General features: G+C 70.6%; 9 protein-coding genes. 5 read left to right on the forward strand and 4 right to left on the reverse strand.

Annotation, left to right across the window (positions count from 1 at the left end; all coding sequences use genetic code 11):
• Positions 1-42 precede the first annotated feature (42 nt).
• From WMF39_RS28735 to WMF39_RS28755, 5 genes are all read left to right on the forward strand, one after another.
• Positions 43-3,639: a Kelch repeat-containing protein gene (locus WMF39_RS28735; protein ID WP_437739678.1), complete on the forward strand. Its 3,597-nt coding sequence runs from the start codon at positions 43-45 to the stop codon at positions 3,637-3,639.
• Positions 3,640-3,825: 186 nt separating this feature from the next.
• Positions 3,826-5,097 carry a radical SAM protein gene (locus WMF39_RS28740; protein ID WP_437739679.1) on the forward strand — a complete coding sequence of 424 codons (1,272 nt, stop codon included), beginning with the start codon at positions 3,826-3,828 and terminating at the stop codon, positions 5,095-5,097.
• On the forward strand, positions 5,094-6,059 hold the full coding sequence (locus WMF39_RS28745; RefSeq protein WP_437739680.1) for a hypothetical protein: 966 nt from the start codon (positions 5,094-5,096) through the stop codon (positions 6,057-6,059). The genes WMF39_RS28740 and WMF39_RS28745 overlap by 4 nt, the downstream gene beginning before the upstream one ends.
• Before the next feature lie 251 nt (positions 6,060-6,310).
• Positions 6,311-7,204, forward strand: a complete 894-nt coding sequence (locus tag WMF39_RS28750; protein ID WP_437739681.1) for a glycine zipper family protein — start codon at positions 6,311-6,313, stop codon at positions 7,202-7,204.
• Positions 7,205-7,375: 171 nt separating this feature from the next.
• Positions 7,376-9,589, forward strand: coding sequence for a hypothetical protein (locus WMF39_RS28755; RefSeq protein ID WP_437739682.1), 2,214 nt, complete (start codon positions 7,376-7,378; stop codon positions 9,587-9,589).
• A 151-nt stretch (positions 9,590-9,740) separates the two neighbouring features.
• Here the strand turns inward: WMF39_RS28755 and WMF39_RS28760 are convergent, their stop codons facing one another.
• From WMF39_RS28760 to WMF39_RS28775, 4 genes are all read right to left on the reverse strand, one after another.
• Entirely contained in the window at positions 9,741-11,345 is a 1,605-nt protein-coding gene (locus tag WMF39_RS28760) for a hypothetical protein (protein ID WP_437739683.1), read from the reverse strand.
• Complete coding sequence (locus WMF39_RS28765) at positions 11,342-13,876, reverse strand: RHS repeat-associated core domain-containing protein (RefSeq protein WP_437739684.1); 2,535 nt, start codon at positions 13,874-13,876, stop codon at positions 11,342-11,344. The genes WMF39_RS28760 and WMF39_RS28765 overlap by 4 nt, the downstream gene beginning before the upstream one ends.
• 6 nt (positions 13,877-13,882) lie before the next feature.
• On the reverse strand, positions 13,883-15,283 hold the full coding sequence (locus WMF39_RS28770; RefSeq protein WP_437739685.1) for a DUF6531 domain-containing protein: 1,401 nt from the start codon (positions 15,281-15,283) through the stop codon (positions 13,883-13,885).
• 305 nt (positions 15,284-15,588) lie between these two features.
• Complete coding sequence (locus tag WMF39_RS28775; RefSeq protein ID WP_437739686.1) at positions 15,589-16,980, reverse strand: hypothetical protein; 1,392 nt, start codon at positions 16,978-16,980, stop codon at positions 15,589-15,591.
• Positions 16,981-17,085: the final 105 nt, after the last annotated feature.

Raw genomic sequence — 17,085 nt, forward strand, 5'->3', positions numbered from 1 at the left:
GCGCCACCGCGCGCAACAGAAGGCAGCGGAGGCCATCGGGACATGAGATCGATCGGAAGGCTCGGGAGCGCCGCTGCCTGCGGGTTCGTGACACTGTGCGCGGGCGTCGCGTCGGCGGCCAGCGCGCCGTCCTGGGAGAGCGTGCCGTCGATGATCACCCCGCGGGGCGAGCATACGGCCACGGTGCTCAAGGACGGCAGGGTGCTCGTCGCGGGTGGATACCCGGAGCTGGACGAACCGCCGCTGACGACGAGAGAGGCGATGAGCCTCAAGGCAGTCGAGATCTACGACCCGGCGGCCAGGACGTGGTCGCCCGCGGCGCCGCTCCTCCAGGCCCGCAGCGGACACGCGGCCGTCCTGCTGCCAGACGGCCATGTCCTCGTGGCCGGTGGCAGGACGAGGAACGCAGCGGCGCTGGGAACGTCCCTGCCTTCGGCCGAGATCTACGACCCGATGACCGACACCTGGACGCCCGCAGGGCCGCTGTCGATACCCCACCCCGCGCCCTCGATGATGCTCGCCGGCGGCAGGCCGGTGCTCGTCGGCCTGGGCTGGGACTTTGCGGATCGCAACATGGACGGCGTGGCCGAGCTGCGCTATTACATGAATTCGGCCATCTACGACCCGGAGTCGCGCGGCTGGGCGGAATTGCCGTTCTGCAAATCCGTGGACCGGTACACGACATACGGGCCCAGTCCCGTGAGCGCAACGCTGCTCCAGGACGGCCGGGTCATGGTGACCGGAGCCGGCTGCAGCCTCTATGATCTGGAGACCGGGATCTGGACCTGGGAGAACGGGGCCGTGAGGCCGACGACCCAGCACGAGGCCCCCAGCGCGACGACGCTCCCGGGTGGCGGGGTCCTGGTCCTGGGAGGCATCTCCGCCGGTCCGGGCACGGCTGATCCTGCCTTCTCACAGGTCTATTTCCCGCAGGACGATCGATGGGCGCCGACCTCCGGGTCGTATGCTCCGACCTCGACGCCGTGCGCTGCGGGCGGCTCCGGCATCCGGGGAATGCGCACATCGCTGCTCCCGAGCGGAAAGGTGCTGCTCACGGGAGGTGTGGAGCCCTGTTTTGCGCAGGGGACGAGAGACCTCATCCTTCCCTTCCACGCGACCCGGGCGATCTTCGACGAGGCGACCCTCTCCTGGTCGAGCCTCGATCTGGAGCCGCCCGCCACCCTGGCGCGCGCCCGCCATTCCTCGACGCGGCTCAACGACGGCAGCGTGCTGATCGCCGGCGGCTACGTCGACGCCACGACCGCGACGGCATCGGCCGTGCTCTTCCGCGAGCGCTCGCCGCTCGGCGCGGCCTGCGAGACGGACAGCGACTGCGGGAGCGGCTCCTGCGCGGATTCGGTCTGCTGCGACGCGCCCTGCGCCGGGTCTTGTGACGCCTGCGCGACGGCCTCGGGCGCATCGCAGGACGGCGTCTGCACCCCGCTCACCGGCGTCACCTGCGACGACACGGACGCGTGCGTCGTCGGGGGTCTTTGCGAGGCGGGCGCGTGCGTCGGCGGCGCGGCCGCGCCGGACGGGACCCCGTGCAGCGACGGCGACGTGTGCTCCGCGGCGAGCGCTTGCGTGGGCGGCGCCTGCGTGGGGTCGAGCCTCGCGGTGTGCCTGCCCGTCGACGACTGTCATGAAGCGCCGGTGTGCGACCCCGCGGCGGGGTGCGCGGCGCCCGCGTCCGCGAAGCCGGACGGTGCGTCCTGCGATTTCCCGGGCTCCGCCGAGGGCTGGCAGGCGACGGGGCGGATGGGCGTCCTCCTCAACCTGCCTGCGGCCACGCTGCTCCAGGATGGAACGCTGCTCATGATCGGCGTCGGCGAGACAGGCAATCCGCCGCAGGCGGGCAATTTCTGGCTCCGCTACGACCCGAGCACGGGTTCGTGGCAGCCCCCCGAGAAGCTGGACGGGCTGAAGCTGCCGTCGAGGCTCGTATCGCTTCCTGACGGGACGGCCCTGGGGCTCCCCGATCGCCCGCTCCGGCGCCCCTCGCCGACGATGCGATTCGACCCTGAGACGGGCGTGTGGACGCCGGCCGCGACCAGCACCGGGCCGCGCCTTATCGCCCGCGCGACGGTCACGCCGCTCGCGGACGGCCGGGTGCTCGTCGCCGGCGGCGACAACAACGTCGACGCCGGCGCAGAAAAGGTCGAGATCTACGACTCCGTCACGGACACGTGGACCCTGGCGGCGCCCATGAACGTCCCGCGAGGCCTCGCCACGGCGACGTTGCTGCAGGACGGCAGGGTCCTCGTCGCGGGCGGAGACGAGGACTCCCCGAGGGTGAGCGCGGAGATCTACGACGCGGCGGCCAACACGTGGACGCGCGTCGCCTCGATGAACTGGAGCCGCCAACAGCACGCGGCAACGCTGCTTCTGGACGGCCGGGTGCTCGTCGTCGGGGGACGAGGAGGGAGCAGCAGAAGCAACATGGAGATGGCCGAGATCTACGATCCGGCGAGCGACACCTGGACCTCGACGGGAGCGACGGTCGAGCCACGGCACTCCCCCAGCGCGGCGCTCCTCCCCGACGGCAGGGTCCTGGTGACGGGCCTCCCGTCCGCATCCAGAGCCACGGACGGTGCCTTCACGGCCGAGATCTACGACTCAGCGAGCGACACCTGGACGCTCGCGCCGGCGCTGGACGTGAGGGCTCAGAGCGCCGTGGTGGAGCGGCTCCACGACGGCCGTATCCTGATCGCCGGCGGCGGTACGACGTATCAACGTCTCGACAATGCGTGGCTCTATGTCACAGCGCAGCCGGCGTCGCCCGGGATGTGCCAGAGCGGCGCCTGCGTGCCGGGCGGAGGCGGGAGCGAGAGCGCTGGCGCGGGGGGCGGCAGCGACGGCGCCGGCGGCGCCACCACGGGCGAAGGCGGCGGGGCCGTGAGCGGCAGCGGCGGCGCAGGCGGCACGGCCGCGGGCGGCCACGGCGGAGGCGGCGACGCCGGCAGCGGCAGCGGCGGCGGCGGCGGCGACACCAGCGGCAGCGGCGGCGACGCCAGCAGCGGCGGCGACGCCAGCAGCAGCGGCGACACCAGCAGTGGCATCGGCGGTAGCGCCAGCAGCGGTGTCGGTGGTCATCCGGACGGCGGCGGCGGCGATGCCAGCAGTGGTATCGGTGGCAGCGCCAGCAGCGGCATCGGCGGCGACGCCAGCGCCGGCGTCGGTGGCAATCCAGGCGGCGGCGTCGGTGGTCATCCGGACGGCGGCGGCGGCGATGGCAGCAGTGGCGTGGGTGGCAATCCAGGCGCCGGCGGCGGCAACGTTGGCAGTGGCACCGGTGGCAACCCAGGCGGCGGAACCAGCGGCGGGGGCGACGGGAGCGCTGGCGGCGAAGGTGGCGCTGGCGGCACAGCCACAGGCGGCCAAGGCGGTGACACCAACCAGCAAGGAGGCGCCACATCCACCACGACCGGCGCTGGCAACGATGACCCCACGACCACCGGCGCGAGCGCGACGGGCACGCAGACCAGCGGCGGCGGAGGTGATCTCCCGAGCGCAGGAGGGGGCGGCGGCTGCCGCACGGCGAATGGCCCTCAGGAGACACCGGCCTGGCTGCTCGCCCTCGGGGCGCTCGCCGCCACGCGGCTGCGCCGGCGCCTCGTGAGGCCCCGCCGCGCCACCTGAGCTCTCGAGAGCACGTGCGCCAATCGCACCGTGGCTCGTCCCCACTCCCGCGGATCATTTCGTCCTCGCAAGAGCCAGGCGCACGGCGATGGCCGACGTCGGGCGCGCGCCCGCAGCGGCGTGAGCCTCGCGTCCGCCCCCTCGAGTCCGGTTGACTCGACTCGGTGACTCATCGACCATGTCGTCATGGTCCCCTTCGTTGCCTTCATTCCGCTGTCGAACTGGCTGCGGGGCTTCGATCGCTACGGGATGCGTTACTCGAAGGCGTTGATCCGAGAATCGACCTTCCCCGACGCTTTCTACATGCTGAAGGAAGACGAGCCCTTTGCGCCCGGGCTCCAGAAGGCGCGGAGGCTCGTGACGAGGCTCGGACGGCCGAACGATCGCGTCGTGGCGCTGCGGGCGCGGCTCCCCGTCGGGCACGACGCGATGCGCCCGAACGACGTGACGGGCACGGGAATCGGCTGGCGCTGGCCGTCGAGCGAGATCCCCTTGAGCGGCGTGGCGTGGGTCGATGCGCATGGCGCCCTCGTGCCCACCCGGCACGAGGAGATCACCGCGGAGGCCTTTCGCCTCGATGACGCCGGCCTCATCGACTGGGCGAGATGCCGGCCGCGGAGCCTCTCGGTGCTGCCCGTCGCGAATGCTTGCCAGGCGCGTTGCGCATTCTGCTTCTCGAAGGCGAGCGCCTCCGATCTCGCGCGCCAGCAGAGCGCCACGCTGGAGCGCTACGTCGACTGGGCGAAGCGCGCGAAGGAGCGCGGCGCCGAGCGCGCCGTCATCACCGGCGGCGGCGAGCCGACGTTGCTCGATCCCGAACGACTCCGCGCGCTCGTTCGTGGCCTCTCCGAGCTACTACCGAAGACCCTCCTCATCACGAACGGCGCGCGCCTCGACCTCGCGCAGGTCGAACGGCTCCGGGACGCAGGGCTCACCACCCTCGCGGTGAGCCGGCACGGCGTGACGCGCGAAGACGACGCGCGCATCATGGGGATCGAGGTCGACTCCGGCGCGCTGGGGAGCGCGCCGGGCCTCCGCACGCGGGCCATTTGCGTGCTCCAGCGCGGCGGCGTCGACGACGCCGCGAAGGTGCGCGCCTACCTCGAACGGAGCGCCGAAGAGGGGTTTCAGGAGGTGTGCTTCAAGGAGCTCTACATCTCGAGCCTCTCGGAGAACCCGTGGGCGCCGAGCGCGGCCAACCGGTATTGCGAGGCAAACCAGGTGCCTCTCTCGCTCGTGCTCCACACGCTCGCGGGCCTCGGCTTCGAGAGATGCGCGGAGCTCCCCTGGGGGAGCCCGGTCTTCGAAGGAACACTTGGAGGCCGCATGCTCCGCGTGGCTGCCTACACCGAGCCATCGGTCGGCTGGGAACGGACACATGGCCTCGTCCGCTCGTGGAACGTGATGGCTGACGGGTCCTGCCTCGCCTCCCTGGAAGATCCGAGCTCCACGTTATGAAGCACGAAGCGTTTCTCGCGCGCCGCGCGGAGCTCAGGGCCACGCGTCCTTCGCTCGTCGATCTCTCGGAGCTCAACGTTTACCGGAGCCTCGCGCGTCTCTTCCCGGCCATCGCGCCCTCGACCCACCCGGAGGCGCCGTATCGCTGTCACCTCGCGGAGCGGTTCCTCGCGCACCTCGAGCTCCCGCAGGCGCTCAAGCCGCGCACGCAGGTCAGCCATGGTATCCGTCGCTCGCTTCGCGCGTTGTTCGGGCTCCTCGCGAAGCGGGAAGCGCGCGTCGGCGTCCCCGCCGACGTCTACCCCGTCTACCAGCAGCTCGCGGCCGAGGCGGGAGCGACCCTCGTGCCGTGGAATGCGCGCCTCGGGTTACCTGTCCTCGACGGGCTCGACGCGGTGTTGATCTGCGAGCCCCTGAAGCCGTGGGGCTCGCACCTGTCGCCGCTCGAAGCGGCCCAGCTCCGGCGCTGGGCGCGCGCGGACGAGCGGCGGATGCTGATCCTCGATTCGGCCTATGCGACGCCGCCGACGGAGCAAGCACGGGCGCTGCTCGACGACGAGAGCGCGATCCTCCTCGCCTCGCTGTCGAAGGGCTGGCTGATCCCGGATCACGCGGGGCTCTGCATCGTGCCCGAGCGTTTTCAGAAGGAGGCGCGAGACGCCTTCGCGAAGCTGCCGAAGGACGAGCCGCGGGTCCGAATCGGGTACGCGGCGCTCACCGAACATGCCTCGCGCCCGCGGGAGGTCGGCGCGATCTTGAGCGAGCGCGCGCGCAGGCTCGACGCGCTGGCGAGCGCGAGGCCCGATCTGAAAGCTTCCCGGTGCAGCGGCTACTTCGCTATCTCGGCGAGGTCGTTCGGGGAACTGCTCGAGCTCGGGATCCTCGGCGTGCCTGCGCCGGTCTTCGGCGGGCCCGAGGACCTCAGCGTGCTCTCGAGCCTCGAAAGCCAGGAAGCTCGCTGAGCCACGGCGCTCGGTGCATGGCTACTTGTTGAGCTGGCGTCACCTTTCCATGAGGGCCGGATCGCATCTTGGTTGTGCGATCCCTGTAGGCTCCCTGTAGGGCGGCTCGCGCCAGGCGCCTGTCCATGCCTGTCAAGTCTTTTCGGCCGCACGCTGGGCGACCGAATTTGGCCCCATCCCTCCCCTCCTTGTGATCCTATCGGCGACGCTGGTCGCTGGCGCCGCATCCTGCGCCCTGCCCGCGTCTGCCTATGGCCGAGGTGCTCGCCGCATCGCTCGCGTTCCCTGCCGTGATCTTCACGGTCGCGCTCGCGCTCGCGCTCATCTACTGGCTGTTCGTCCTCCTGGGCGCGGTCGATCTCGACCTGCTCGGCGGCGCCCACGGCCACGCCGCCCCCGACCTCGGCGGGCTCGAAGGCGCCGCCAAGGGCGCCCTCGAAGGTGCCGCCAAGGGCGCGCTCGAAGGCGCCGTCAAGGGCTCGCTCGAAGGCGCCGCCAAGGGCTCGCTCGAGGGCGCTGCGACGGGCACGGCGGACGGGGCCGGCGGCGCGGAAGATGCCGGCTCGCTCCTCGCCGCGCTCCGGCTCCACCGCGTGCCGGCGACCGTGTCGCTCACGCTGATCGCGGCGTTCGGCTGGTTCACGAGCGCCCTGTCGACGGTGCTCGTCGAGCCGCTCTGGCTCGGCTGGGGGCTGCCTCGCTGGACGCTCGGCGTCGCGGTGCTCGCCGGCTCGCTCGCCGCGGCCGTGCTCTCGACCTCGCTCGCGGTGCGGCCGCTCGGCCCGCTGTTCGTGACCCGGCACGGCCAGTCGAAGAAGGATCTCGTGGGCCGCGTGTGCGTCATCTCCACCGGGCGCGTCGACGAGCGCTTCGGTCAGGCGACGATCGACGAGGGCGGGGCGAGCCACATCCTCGACGTCCGGTGCGACACGCCCGGCGCGCTCCGCCGGGGCGACCGCGCGCTGCTCGTGAGCTGGGACCCGGACCGAGAGATCTTCAGCGTCGAGCCGCTCGACGCCCTCCTCGGCCCTCCCCCTCCCCTGGCCGAGCGGGGTGCGTCCCGCGTGGAAGCACGCCCGGCCGGCGTCGAGGAGGACGACGCGCCCGCGGCGCGCGCAGCGGACGAGCGGCAGCGCCGCGGCTGAACGCCGGCGCTGAACGCCGCTGTCGGGCGGGCGGTTTCGTGTACGCTCATCCCTTAGGGGGCGTCGTTCGGCCCCCGACCCGGCTCTGAGCGGGCCTGGCCGTCCGACCCTCACCGACGTGAACGCGGGGGCCGGCGACCTCCCCTCCACCGAAACGCGAAGGAGCTCCGCGTGCCCCCTGTGACCGTCCCCTTAATCATCGTCCTCGTCGGCGTCCTCGCCTTCGTCGCCCTCGGGATGCTGGTGATGTACGCCAAGTTCTACCGCCAGGTGGATCAGGGCAAGGCGCTGATCATCAACACGAGAGGCCAGGACCCCATCGTCACCTTCACCGGGACGCTGGTGCTGCCGATCATCCACCGCGCCGAGTACATGGATATCTCGGTCAAGACGATCGAGATCGACCGGCGCGGCAAGGAAGGCCTCATCTGCAAGGACAACATCCGAGCGGACATCAAGGTCACCTTCTTCGTGCAGGTGAACAAGACGCAGGACGACGTGCGCACGGTCGGGCGGACCATCGGCTGCGTCCGCGCGTCGAACCCGGAGACGCTCGAGCAGCTCTTCGCCGCGAAGTTCTCCGAGGCGCTCAAGACGGTCGGCAAGCGCCTGAACTTCGAGGACCTCTACAAGGAGCGGCAGAAGTTCAAGGACGACATCATCGACGTCATCGGCAAGGACCTGAGCGGGTTCGTGCTGGCCGACGCGGCGATCGACTACCTGGAGCAGACGCCCATCGAGCTGCTCGACAAGGACAACATCATGGATGCCGAGGGCATCCGGAAGATCACCGAGCTCACGGTCGCGCAGAACGTGCTGACGAACGAGCTCCGCCAGAAGGAGCGGATGGAGATCGGCAGCCAGAACCTGAACTCCGACGAGGCCATCTTCCGCTTCGAGCAGCGCCGGGCCGAGGCCGAGGCGAAGAAGGCCAAGGAGATCGCGGTGGCGCAGGCGCGCGAGCAGAACGAGGCCGCGCGCATCGTGAGCGACGAGCGCAAGAAGACGGTGCTCCTCCAGGAGAAGAACGACGAGGAGGCCTTCGTCGCCCGCGAGGCGAAGGAGCGCGGCGTCTCGGTCGCCCAGAAGAACAAGGAGCGGGAGGTCGCGGTCGAGACCGAGCGCGTCGAGAAGGCGCGTCAGCTCGAGATCGTGAGCCGCGAGCGCGACGTGACGCTCCAGCAGATCGCGCGCGAGAAGGAGCTCGAGCTCCAGAAGAAGGACATCGCCGACGTGGTCCGGGCTCGGATCGCGGTCGACAAGACGGTGGCCGAGGAGGAGGAGCGCATCAAGGACGTGCGCGCGGTGGCCGAGGCGACGCGCCTCAAGGACGTGACGCGCATCAACGCGGAGGCCGAGGCGCAGGAGCAGCTCGTCAAGCAGCTCAAGGGCGCGGAGGCGAGCGAGGAGGCGGCGAAGTTCCGGGCGCGCGAGAAGCTCATCACGGCCGACGCCGAGCTCGAGGTGAGCGACAAGGCCGCGCGCGCGAAGATCCGCCTCGCCGAGGGCCTGCAGGCCGAGTCCGCGGCCGAGGGGCTGGCGCGCATCCGGGTGAAGGAGGCCGACGCGCAGGCGATCGAGAAGCAGGGGTTCGCCGAGGCGCGCGTGGCGCTCGAGAAGATGAACGCCGCCGCCGCCGGCGAGGAGAAGCAGGGCCTCGCGCGGGTGATGGTCAAGGAGGCCGAGGCGATGGCGATCGAGAAGCAGGGGCGCGCCGAGGCGACGGTCGCGAAGGAGCGGCTCCTCGCCGAGGCGGCGGGCATCGAGCAGAAGGGGCTCGCGGCCGCGCGGACGCGCGAGGCCGAGGCGCTCGCCCTGGAGAAGACGGGCCTCGCCGAGGCGACCGCGATCAAGCAGCGGCTCCTGGCCGAGGCGGCCGGCACGGCGGAGAAGGCGGCGGCGATGAAGGCGCTCGACGGCGTCGGGCGCGAGCACGAGGAGTTCCGCCTCCGGCTCGAGAAGGAGCGGGCGGTGGAGCTCGAGTCGCTGCGCATCCGGGCCGAGATCGCCAAGGCGCAGGCCGAGATCCTGCACGGGGCGTTCGAGCACGCGAAGATCAACATCGTCGGCGGCGACGGGGCGTTCTTCGATCGCTTCGTCAAGGCGGTCACACTGGGCCAGTCGGTCGACGGGCTGGTCGACCAGAGCGCGACGGTGCGCGCCCTGGCCGGCGACTACTTGAACGGCAACGCGAGCGTCACGGAGGACCTGAAGCAGCTCGTCGCGCCCGGGGGAAAGCCCTCGGATGGCACGCTGTCGGGGCTCCTGACGTCGCTCCTGCCGAGCGCCGACGCCGACGGGAAGAAGAAGCTCGAGGCGCTGGCCCAGAAGGCGCGTGAGCTCGGCATCGACGAGCTCGCGAAGCTGCGCACCCCGCGCGCCTGAGCGGCGCTCCCGCTTCGGATACGGGCCCATCTCGGCGTCTTCGGCGCTCGGCGCGCCGGAGCGCGCCGGCGCTCTCATCCACGCCCCCACGAAAACCAGTTGCTCCCCGGTCGCGCGCTCCACGCGCTCAGGGAAGGACGCCCGATGCCTCCTACTCGGCGAGCAGGACGCCCGAGCGCGCGCAGAGAGCGATCTCGTCATCCGTCGGGAACGAGAGGTTGTCCTGCTCGACCTTGATCGGTTGTCTGTTGGCCGTGAGCGGCCGCAAGACGTCAGAAAATCGCTTCGCAGAACCAGCGACGAGGTGAAAGAAGGACTTCTGCCCGAGGACTTCCTTGGGGTGCCGCAGCACGAACCCTGGACCTTCGTAATAGGCGTGGCCGAACGTGTCGAGCTTGCGCACGATCGCCCCGCGAAGCTCCCCGATCAACCGCGCGGCGTCCTGCGGGTCGAGGAATCCACCAAGGCACGCGTCCGTGCGCCAGCGCTCGTACTTCCAGTCGAGCGCGAGGCGCAGCAAGGTCGACTCGAGATCGTCGCCGCCGGCCTCGATGTCGTAGCTCATGTGATCGGTGATGTAGAATCGGCCTCTGGCGTCAACGCAGAGCTGATGGTCCAACCGCACCGTGCCCACCCGATGGACCGGCTCCCCTTTGATTGACCCGATACGTTCGCGTTCGGGAGCCGTTTCGGCGATGAAGCCCGGCGCCACCAGAGGCTTGATATGAAAGAGAGCCCAATAGGTCAGATCGTCCTCTGCAATAAGGCCACCATAATCGCGCTCCAGCGCAGCGAGCACAGGCCAGAGGTCGGCGCCATGGAGCTTTCGAAGATCCTCCTCGGTCCGCCGGAAGGAGTCCACCCTCTGGATTCGCCGCGCGTCCAGGTATTCTTGCAGATCGGGGATGGGCTTGAAGAGCTCCACGAGCGGGCGCTTCCGCTGTACGAGGAGCTCGCCCTCGCTCCACTCGGCCCACTCCGTCGCGATGTCGCCGTAGTGGAGGGCCTGCTCGATGCGCCGGTCTGCGGTGGCGCATATCGACAATTCACCGATGCCGGTCTTCATATGATACTGAGGCGCTTCAGGCACCGGCTGGTACACTTCGACGAGAAGCGCGTCCGCGCGGCCGTCGTGCAGTCCAATCTCGACACCGGTAGCCTGCGCCGCAGCGAGCAATGCCGGCAGATCGTCGAAGGACCGCGCGGAAATACGGTCCTGCAGGACGAACCACCGATCGTCCGACCAGCAATGGTCATGTGCAGAAGAAGCGGCAAAGTTTTCGGCGACATGGATTTTGTTGGCTAGCTTCCTGGCCTCGTCGCGAGAGCGAGTGTGGATCCGGAATCCGTAGACAGCCGGTGCAGGAAAGCGCTCCGCCGCGAGTCTCTCGAGGAAAATGCGCAGGCTCGCACCCAGGCGCTGCTCGAATCTCCCGAGGTAGACCGCGCCATCCCTGGCGGCAAGCACGACAGGTCGGCCGGACGCGTGTCGCGCGATCACGAGACCAGGGAGATCCGACCGCCGCTGTCGAGGAGAACAGTCGAATTCGGCAAGGACGCCGAAATCATAGTCGCCGAGAACGGGCAGCCCGCGACCACTCGTGAGCTGCAAGAGCAGATCCGCCGCATCGCCCCATCGCGGTGTACAACCAGGCGGCGCCAGCTTCGACAGCGCGCGTCGGTCGTGCGGCCGGCTGATGACCGCGGCTGTGCCGAGGTGAGACAGGGCATCGGAGAACTCCCAGTTGCCGCTCATCGTTTCCCCACGCGCTGGAACTGATTGCCCGTGACCTTCCACGTGCCGACATCGTGGATGCCGCCCGGTCGCTGCGGCTGGCTCAGTCGATTGCTCGGATTGTCGTAGTATGCCGGATTCTTGGGGTTTGTGGCGCCACCGACCTCGCTCGGTCGAGGCGGCTTGAGCCCGGCCATGGTCCATAGCCTCGGGATCGTCTGGGAGCAGTTCGGGCACGCAGGGATGGCCCCGCTCCCACTTTCGGCGCGCATGCTCTCTACGTCACCGAGCGCATCGCGGAGATTCTGGCGCCATCGCGGCATTCCTGGTTTACAAGACTTCCCGGTCCGTGCCTCCCAATCTTTGATGTGATCGCTGAGCACGTGCGGTTCGGCGCATTTCGTCGCGGGGTGTGGGTCGAGGGGGTGCCTTGCCGGCTGCCGCGGCAATGCCTTCTCAACGGCGGGATGAAGCGTGGTCGGACTTCCGGCGCTGCTCCTTTCGAGGGTGCTGCCATCTTTGCGAAAGAGCGTGCATTTTACGAGTCCATCGATGTCCACGTGCTCGGAGGGCAGACTGTCGACGTACGCATACGCCTTGAGGCCCCCTTCCAGCCCGATCGGTTCCGGGCTGAGGTACTCCCCGATCTCCGGGTCGTAGTACCTGTGCCAGTTGTAGTGGAGCCCCGTCTCCTCGTCCGCATATTGCCCCGGAAACCTGAGAGGCGTGATGCCCGCCTGCTCCGCCGGCACGTCGCCGTAGAGCCCCGCTTCGAGCTCGGTCGCGACGCTCCCGTCGCCTTCGAACAGCGCCTCCGGAAAACCGTTCACGCCGTGGACGAAGTACCTGAGCGCACCTGCCGCACCGTCCCGCTGCGCGAGCGGCAGCACGCTCTCCGGCAGCGTGACGTAGCTCCGCTCTTCCACGACGGGGGCCTCTCCGTGCGGCGCTCGCTCACAGCGCTCGTACACCACGACATCGCCGCGCCAGGCATATCGGGTCACGCTCTCGGTCCTCCCGAGCCGCGCTACGCGCTTCTCGATCCTGCGGCCGAAGGCGTCATACGCGAACGCGATCGTCCTCCCCTCCGGGGTCCGCACCTGCATGAGCCGCCCATCGCTGCTCCAGTCGTAGGTCCACACGAGCTCGCGCCGCACCTCCCCCTGGCCGTCCAGCTCGCTCACGCGCTTCCGCACCACATCGCCGCGCTCGCTGTAGTCGTACCGCACGGTCTCTTGTCCCGTCGTGCGCGCCGTCAACCGTCCTCCCGGTGCGTACGTCCGCTGCTCGCCAGCTCGCGCCACCTCTCCCGCCGCGGTGAAGCGGAACCGCTCTGCCGCCTTGCCCGCCTTGCGCCGCTCGACGACGCGGCCGTTCGTATCGCGGAGCAGCTCTCCCATCTTGCCGCCGAGGTCCTCGTCGGCGCGGAGCAGCCCCGCGGGCGACCAAGCATACGTCCTGCGCCACGTCTCAGGTGCGATGAGCGGCCCGACCCACGCGGGCTCTCCCGGGCCGATGCGCGGCGATACCGGTCTGCCGAGCACGCGCTGCCGCTCCATCCACCCCTCCGCGTTGACCTCGGTCGCGATCGTGCCGCCGCCCGGCAAGAGCCGCTCGACCTCGAAGCCGCGCGCGTCGTAGGCGAGGCGCAGCGGCGCGCTCTCCCCGCCGATCTGCACGGCCACGGGCCGCCCCCGGACGTCGCGCTGCACGCTCATCTCACCGCCCGGCCCGCGCACGGAGGTGGCCTTGCCCATGGCATCGTAGGTCCACGCGAACGCCGCGAGCACCTCGGCGCCCCGCCGCGTCACCTCGGTCGTCACCCGCCCCCGCCGGTCGTAGGTGTACTCGCACTCGATGTCGCCGCTGACCGCCCGCTCGATCCGGCCGAGCGGATCGTACTCAAAGACATCTCCGCGCCCGTCGGAGGTGCTCCGTCTCACGAGCCTGCCGAGCGGATCGACCTCGAGGTCGACGCTCTCGGAGCCACACTGCCTCCGGACGATCCTGCCCAGCAGATCGAGCTTGTACCGGATCTCCCGCCCATCGAAGGTCCGCTCGCCGGTGATGCGCCCCTCGGCGTCGCGCTCGATCCGGTGCTCCTCGCCCGCCTCGTTGACGATGCGCACCAGGTCCTGCTCGCGGTCGTAGCGGTACCGCACCTTGCTCCCGTCGGGCCGCTCGAGCTCGGTGACGACGTGGAAGCCGCCCCAGCGCAGCGTGGTCGTGCGCCCATCGGCGTCGCTGATCCTCGCCAGGTTGCCGTCGGCGTCGAAGTCGTAGCGCGTCACCGCGCCGCCCGGCCCGAACACGGCCGCGAGCCTGCCGCAGGCGTCGTACGCGAAGCGGGTCTCGTGCCCGCGCTCGTCGGTGAAACCCATCACCCGGCCGAGGAAGTCGTAGCGGATGCGCCGCTCGGCGCCGTCGGGCTCGATGACGCGGACGCGGTTCGCGAGCGCGTCGTATTCCATGCGCGTCTCGCCGCCGTTCGGCAGGGTCGCGCCGGCCAGCAGGCCGCGCGCGTCGTAGGAGAATCCGACGACGAAGCCCATGTCGTCTTAGACGGCCACCACATCGCCGCGCGCGTCGCGCTCGTAGCGCGCGGCGCCGCCGAGCGCGTCGGTCATGGCCGAGACGTGCCCTCGCGCGTCGTGTTCGTAGGCGGTCCTGTTCGCCGCCGGATCGACCTCGGCCAGGAGCCGCCCCTCGGCGTCGCGCTCCCAGCGGAAGACCTGCCCCAGCGCGTCCCGGTACGTGCACAGCGCGCCGGTGTCGTCGTAGCCGAACAGATGCACGCCGCCGCCGGCGCCCCAGACCATCCGGTCGAGCTTGCCGAACACATTGCCGTCGACCCGCCGGATGGCGCGCGAGGTGATCACCTCCGTGAGCACGCCGTCGTGGTGGTCGACCTTGACGTGCAGGAATCCCTTCGCCCGCGAACCGTCGCTCAAGGTCCCCTGCACGCCGTCGTCGAGCGCGTCGTTGCCCTCGCGGTGACACCACGCCTCGATGCAGCGCCTGTCCTTGTAGCGAAACTCCGCCACGAGCCCGCCGGGCTCTTCCCGCCGCACCAGGCGATGGTCCTCGTCGTAGGCGAAGCGGTGCGCGTGCCCCGCGGCGTCCTCGGCCGCGACGAGGTCGCCGCGCGCGTCGAACGCGTACCGCCGCCGTGTCTCCCACCGACCGTGCGCAAAGGCGTTCTTGACCTCGAAGGCGGCGATGCTCCCGTCGGCGTGCCGCCGCACGCGCACCACACGGCCCACGCTGTCGATGACCTGCGCGAGGCGGCCGTCTTCGTAGGCGAGCGAGATGGCGTTGTCGTGGACGTCGACGATCCGGCTCAGCAGCCAGCGGCTGCCCCGCGGCTCCGCGAACAGGTACGCCAGCCCTTCCGCTGCGAGCGCGTAGCCCCATGCGTACCGCGTCAGCATCCCGCACGGCAGCCGCGCCGACTCGCCGGGATCGAGCTTCCTCGGCAGCTCCGTCGCCGCCGCGTGCGGCTCCAGCACCCGCAGGCCGCGGCGCCGCTCCTCGACCTGCCACGCGAGCGAGTGCGTCCAGCCGAAGCCGAGGCCGCAGTCCTCCTCGATGAGCGCGGAGCTGTAGCTGCGCTTGATCGCCAGCGGGATCGCGCCAGGCAGCGCGAGGTCGACGACCGCCACCGTGGTGACGCGCCCCGTGATGGGATCGACCGGATCGCCCGCGTGGGTGCCGCCGCCGCTTCCGTGGGTGGGGTTAGGGCAGCCGCCGCCGCTGCCGGGCCCGCAGCTCCCCGCGTCCTTGCCGCCGCCGCGCGCGCCGTTGCCGCCGTTCTTCCCATCGCCGCCCTGTCCGTCGCCGCGACCATTCCCGCCGCGGCCGTTGCCGCCTCCGCCGCCCCCGCCGCCGCCGAGGATGAAGACGCCGGGGTTCATGCCGGGGATCACCGCTGCGTTGGGAAACGGGGCTGTTCGCGCCATGCGGGCATGCTCGGCGACGGGCGTGCCGATCGCAACCCGCGCGCAGTTCCTCCACGTGCTCGACCGCGCCGTGACGACGCGGCGGCGGTCCCCCCGCCGTTGCCGTGTCCCCGGGGCGCGTCGCCGACGCGGCGGCGGCTCGCCGGGGCGCGTCGGCGACGCGGCGCTGCACGCCGGCGCGCGTCGCCGACGGCCTCGTCCGGAATCCGCGAGAGCTCGCCCGAGCGGACGGGGCTCCCGGCCGCCTCGAGGGCAAGCTTCTCGCCGACCGCTACCGATCTCCCGATGTCATCGCGCCATGACCGCTACTGCTTCCTCGTCACGTGGATCACGGCGGCGAGGCACATCTCGTCGAGGGTGCTCTCGCCGAGGTGCACGTCCACCGGGGCGGGGATATGCTGCTCCTTGAGCGCCTTCGCGAGGAATGGATTGCTGTTCGAGTTGTCGTACGTGCAGCGCATCGTCAGCAGGTCGCCGCCGCGGAGGCGCGGGAGCTGCTCGATGGGAGCGTCGTAGTAGAACCCGCGCTGCCACGAGAAATCCCACCTCGGCGTCTGCACCAGGCACTGCTCCGCAGGCGCGTCGGCGGCGCCCTCCTCGCGCTCGAGGGTGACCTTCATGTCCGTGCCGACATAGTGCATGTGCGTGCCGGCGCCATAGAGGTACGTCTCCGAGAGAGATACCGCAGCGGGCATCCTGAACTGCATGGTCTCGACATGATCCGTCTCGCCGGCGGGGATCAGGAACTCCACGCCATCCGCGTCGTTCGGCCCGGGGAGGAGGCCGCGCCCCTGCGCGAAGGGAGACTCGAAGTTGCCGATCAGCGCGATGCCCATGAGCCACTCCGGCACGCCCTGGGTGAAGCGCAGCTGGAGGCGCGTCGCGTCGGGCTCGGCGGTCGTCCCGGCCGGGTGATAGTGGACCTGCATCACCAGCCGCGCCCCCGCGGGGAGCTCAGCGCCGATGTTCGGTTCGAGCTCGATGGGGACGCCCCCCGGCGCCCACGCGGCGACGAGCTCGCCCGAGAACCCGGGGCCGCCAAAGCAGTCGTATCCGCCGTGCTCATCCACGAGCGCGTCGGTCGCGCCATCCCTGTCGATGAACACGAGCGCGTGGTGCACGACCTTGCTGTTGCCCGGCACGAGGTGCACGCCGTTGATGTACCGCGTCTCCGTGAGCCCAGGATCCATCACGAAACACCGGAACTGGTCGGCATCGCCGCTCGCGACGAACGGCTCCTGCGGCGCGACCTCCAGCTCGACGCCGGGCAGCCCCGGCGCCTCGGCCACGAACGGGGGCGGCGCGTCCGCCGGATCCCCCTCGGGAGCCCCCGATGCGGCCCACGCCTCGAGGACCGCTATCTCCTCCTCCGTCAACCGGAGATCGTCCTTCCAGCCGTGAGGAGGCTGGCACTCGTCCGTCTCCATCGCACCCCACGGCGGCATCGTGCGCTCCCGCGCCGAGCGCGCGAGCAGGCTGGCCACGCTGTGCGCGGAGTCGTACGCCGTCAGGCTGAACGGGGCGATGTTGCCGGGAGAATGGCAGCTCATGCAGTGCTTCTGCAGCAGCGGCTCGACGTCTCGATGGAACGTCGGAGACGCCGCCGTGGAGCCCGGCGCTTCCTCGCCGGAGCACCCGAGAAGGAACCCCGGAAGGAGCGCAAGCAACGTGAGCACGCCAGATGTCGAATTTCGCATGGTACCCCTTTTCGATAGCCCGCGTGGTACGTGTCCTGAGCCGTCGAGAGGGCAGCGCGGCGGCCCCAGGCGAGCCGCCGCGCTCCCGTCGCCGTCAGGGCTCGC

The sequence above is a fragment of the Sorangium sp. So ce1504 genome, assembly GCF_051521635.1.
GTDB classification, from domain to species: domain Bacteria; phylum Myxococcota_A; class Polyangia; order Polyangiales; family Polyangiaceae; genus Sorangium; species Sorangium cellulosum_B.

Coding starts and splice junctions, on each gene's coding strand:
- WMF39_RS28735 (WP_437739678.1), top strand. CDS start 43: ATGAGATCGATCGGAAGGCTCGGGAGCGCCGCTGCCTGCGGGTTCGTG.
- WMF39_RS28740 (WP_437739679.1), top strand. CDS start 3,826: ATGGTCCCCTTCGTTGCCTTCATTCCGCTGTCGAACTGGCTGCGGGGC.
- WMF39_RS28745 (WP_437739680.1), top strand. CDS start 5,094: ATGAAGCACGAAGCGTTTCTCGCGCGCCGCGCGGAGCTCAGGGCCACG.
- WMF39_RS28750 (WP_437739681.1), top strand. CDS start 6,311: ATGGCCGAGGTGCTCGCCGCATCGCTCGCGTTCCCTGCCGTGATCTTC.
- WMF39_RS28760 (WP_437739683.1), bottom strand. CDS start 11,345: ATGAGCGGCAACTGGGAGTTCTCCGATGCCCTGTCTCACCTCGGCACA.
- WMF39_RS28765 (WP_437739684.1), bottom strand. CDS start 13,876: ATGGGCTTCGTCGTCGGATTCTCCTACGACGCGCGCGGCCTGCTGGCC.
- WMF39_RS28770 (WP_437739685.1), bottom strand. CDS start 15,283: ATGGCGCGAACAGCCCCGTTTCCCAACGCAGCGGTGATCCCCGGCATG.
- WMF39_RS28775 (WP_437739686.1), bottom strand. CDS start 16,980: ATGCGAAATTCGACATCTGGCGTGCTCACGTTGCTTGCGCTCCTTCCG.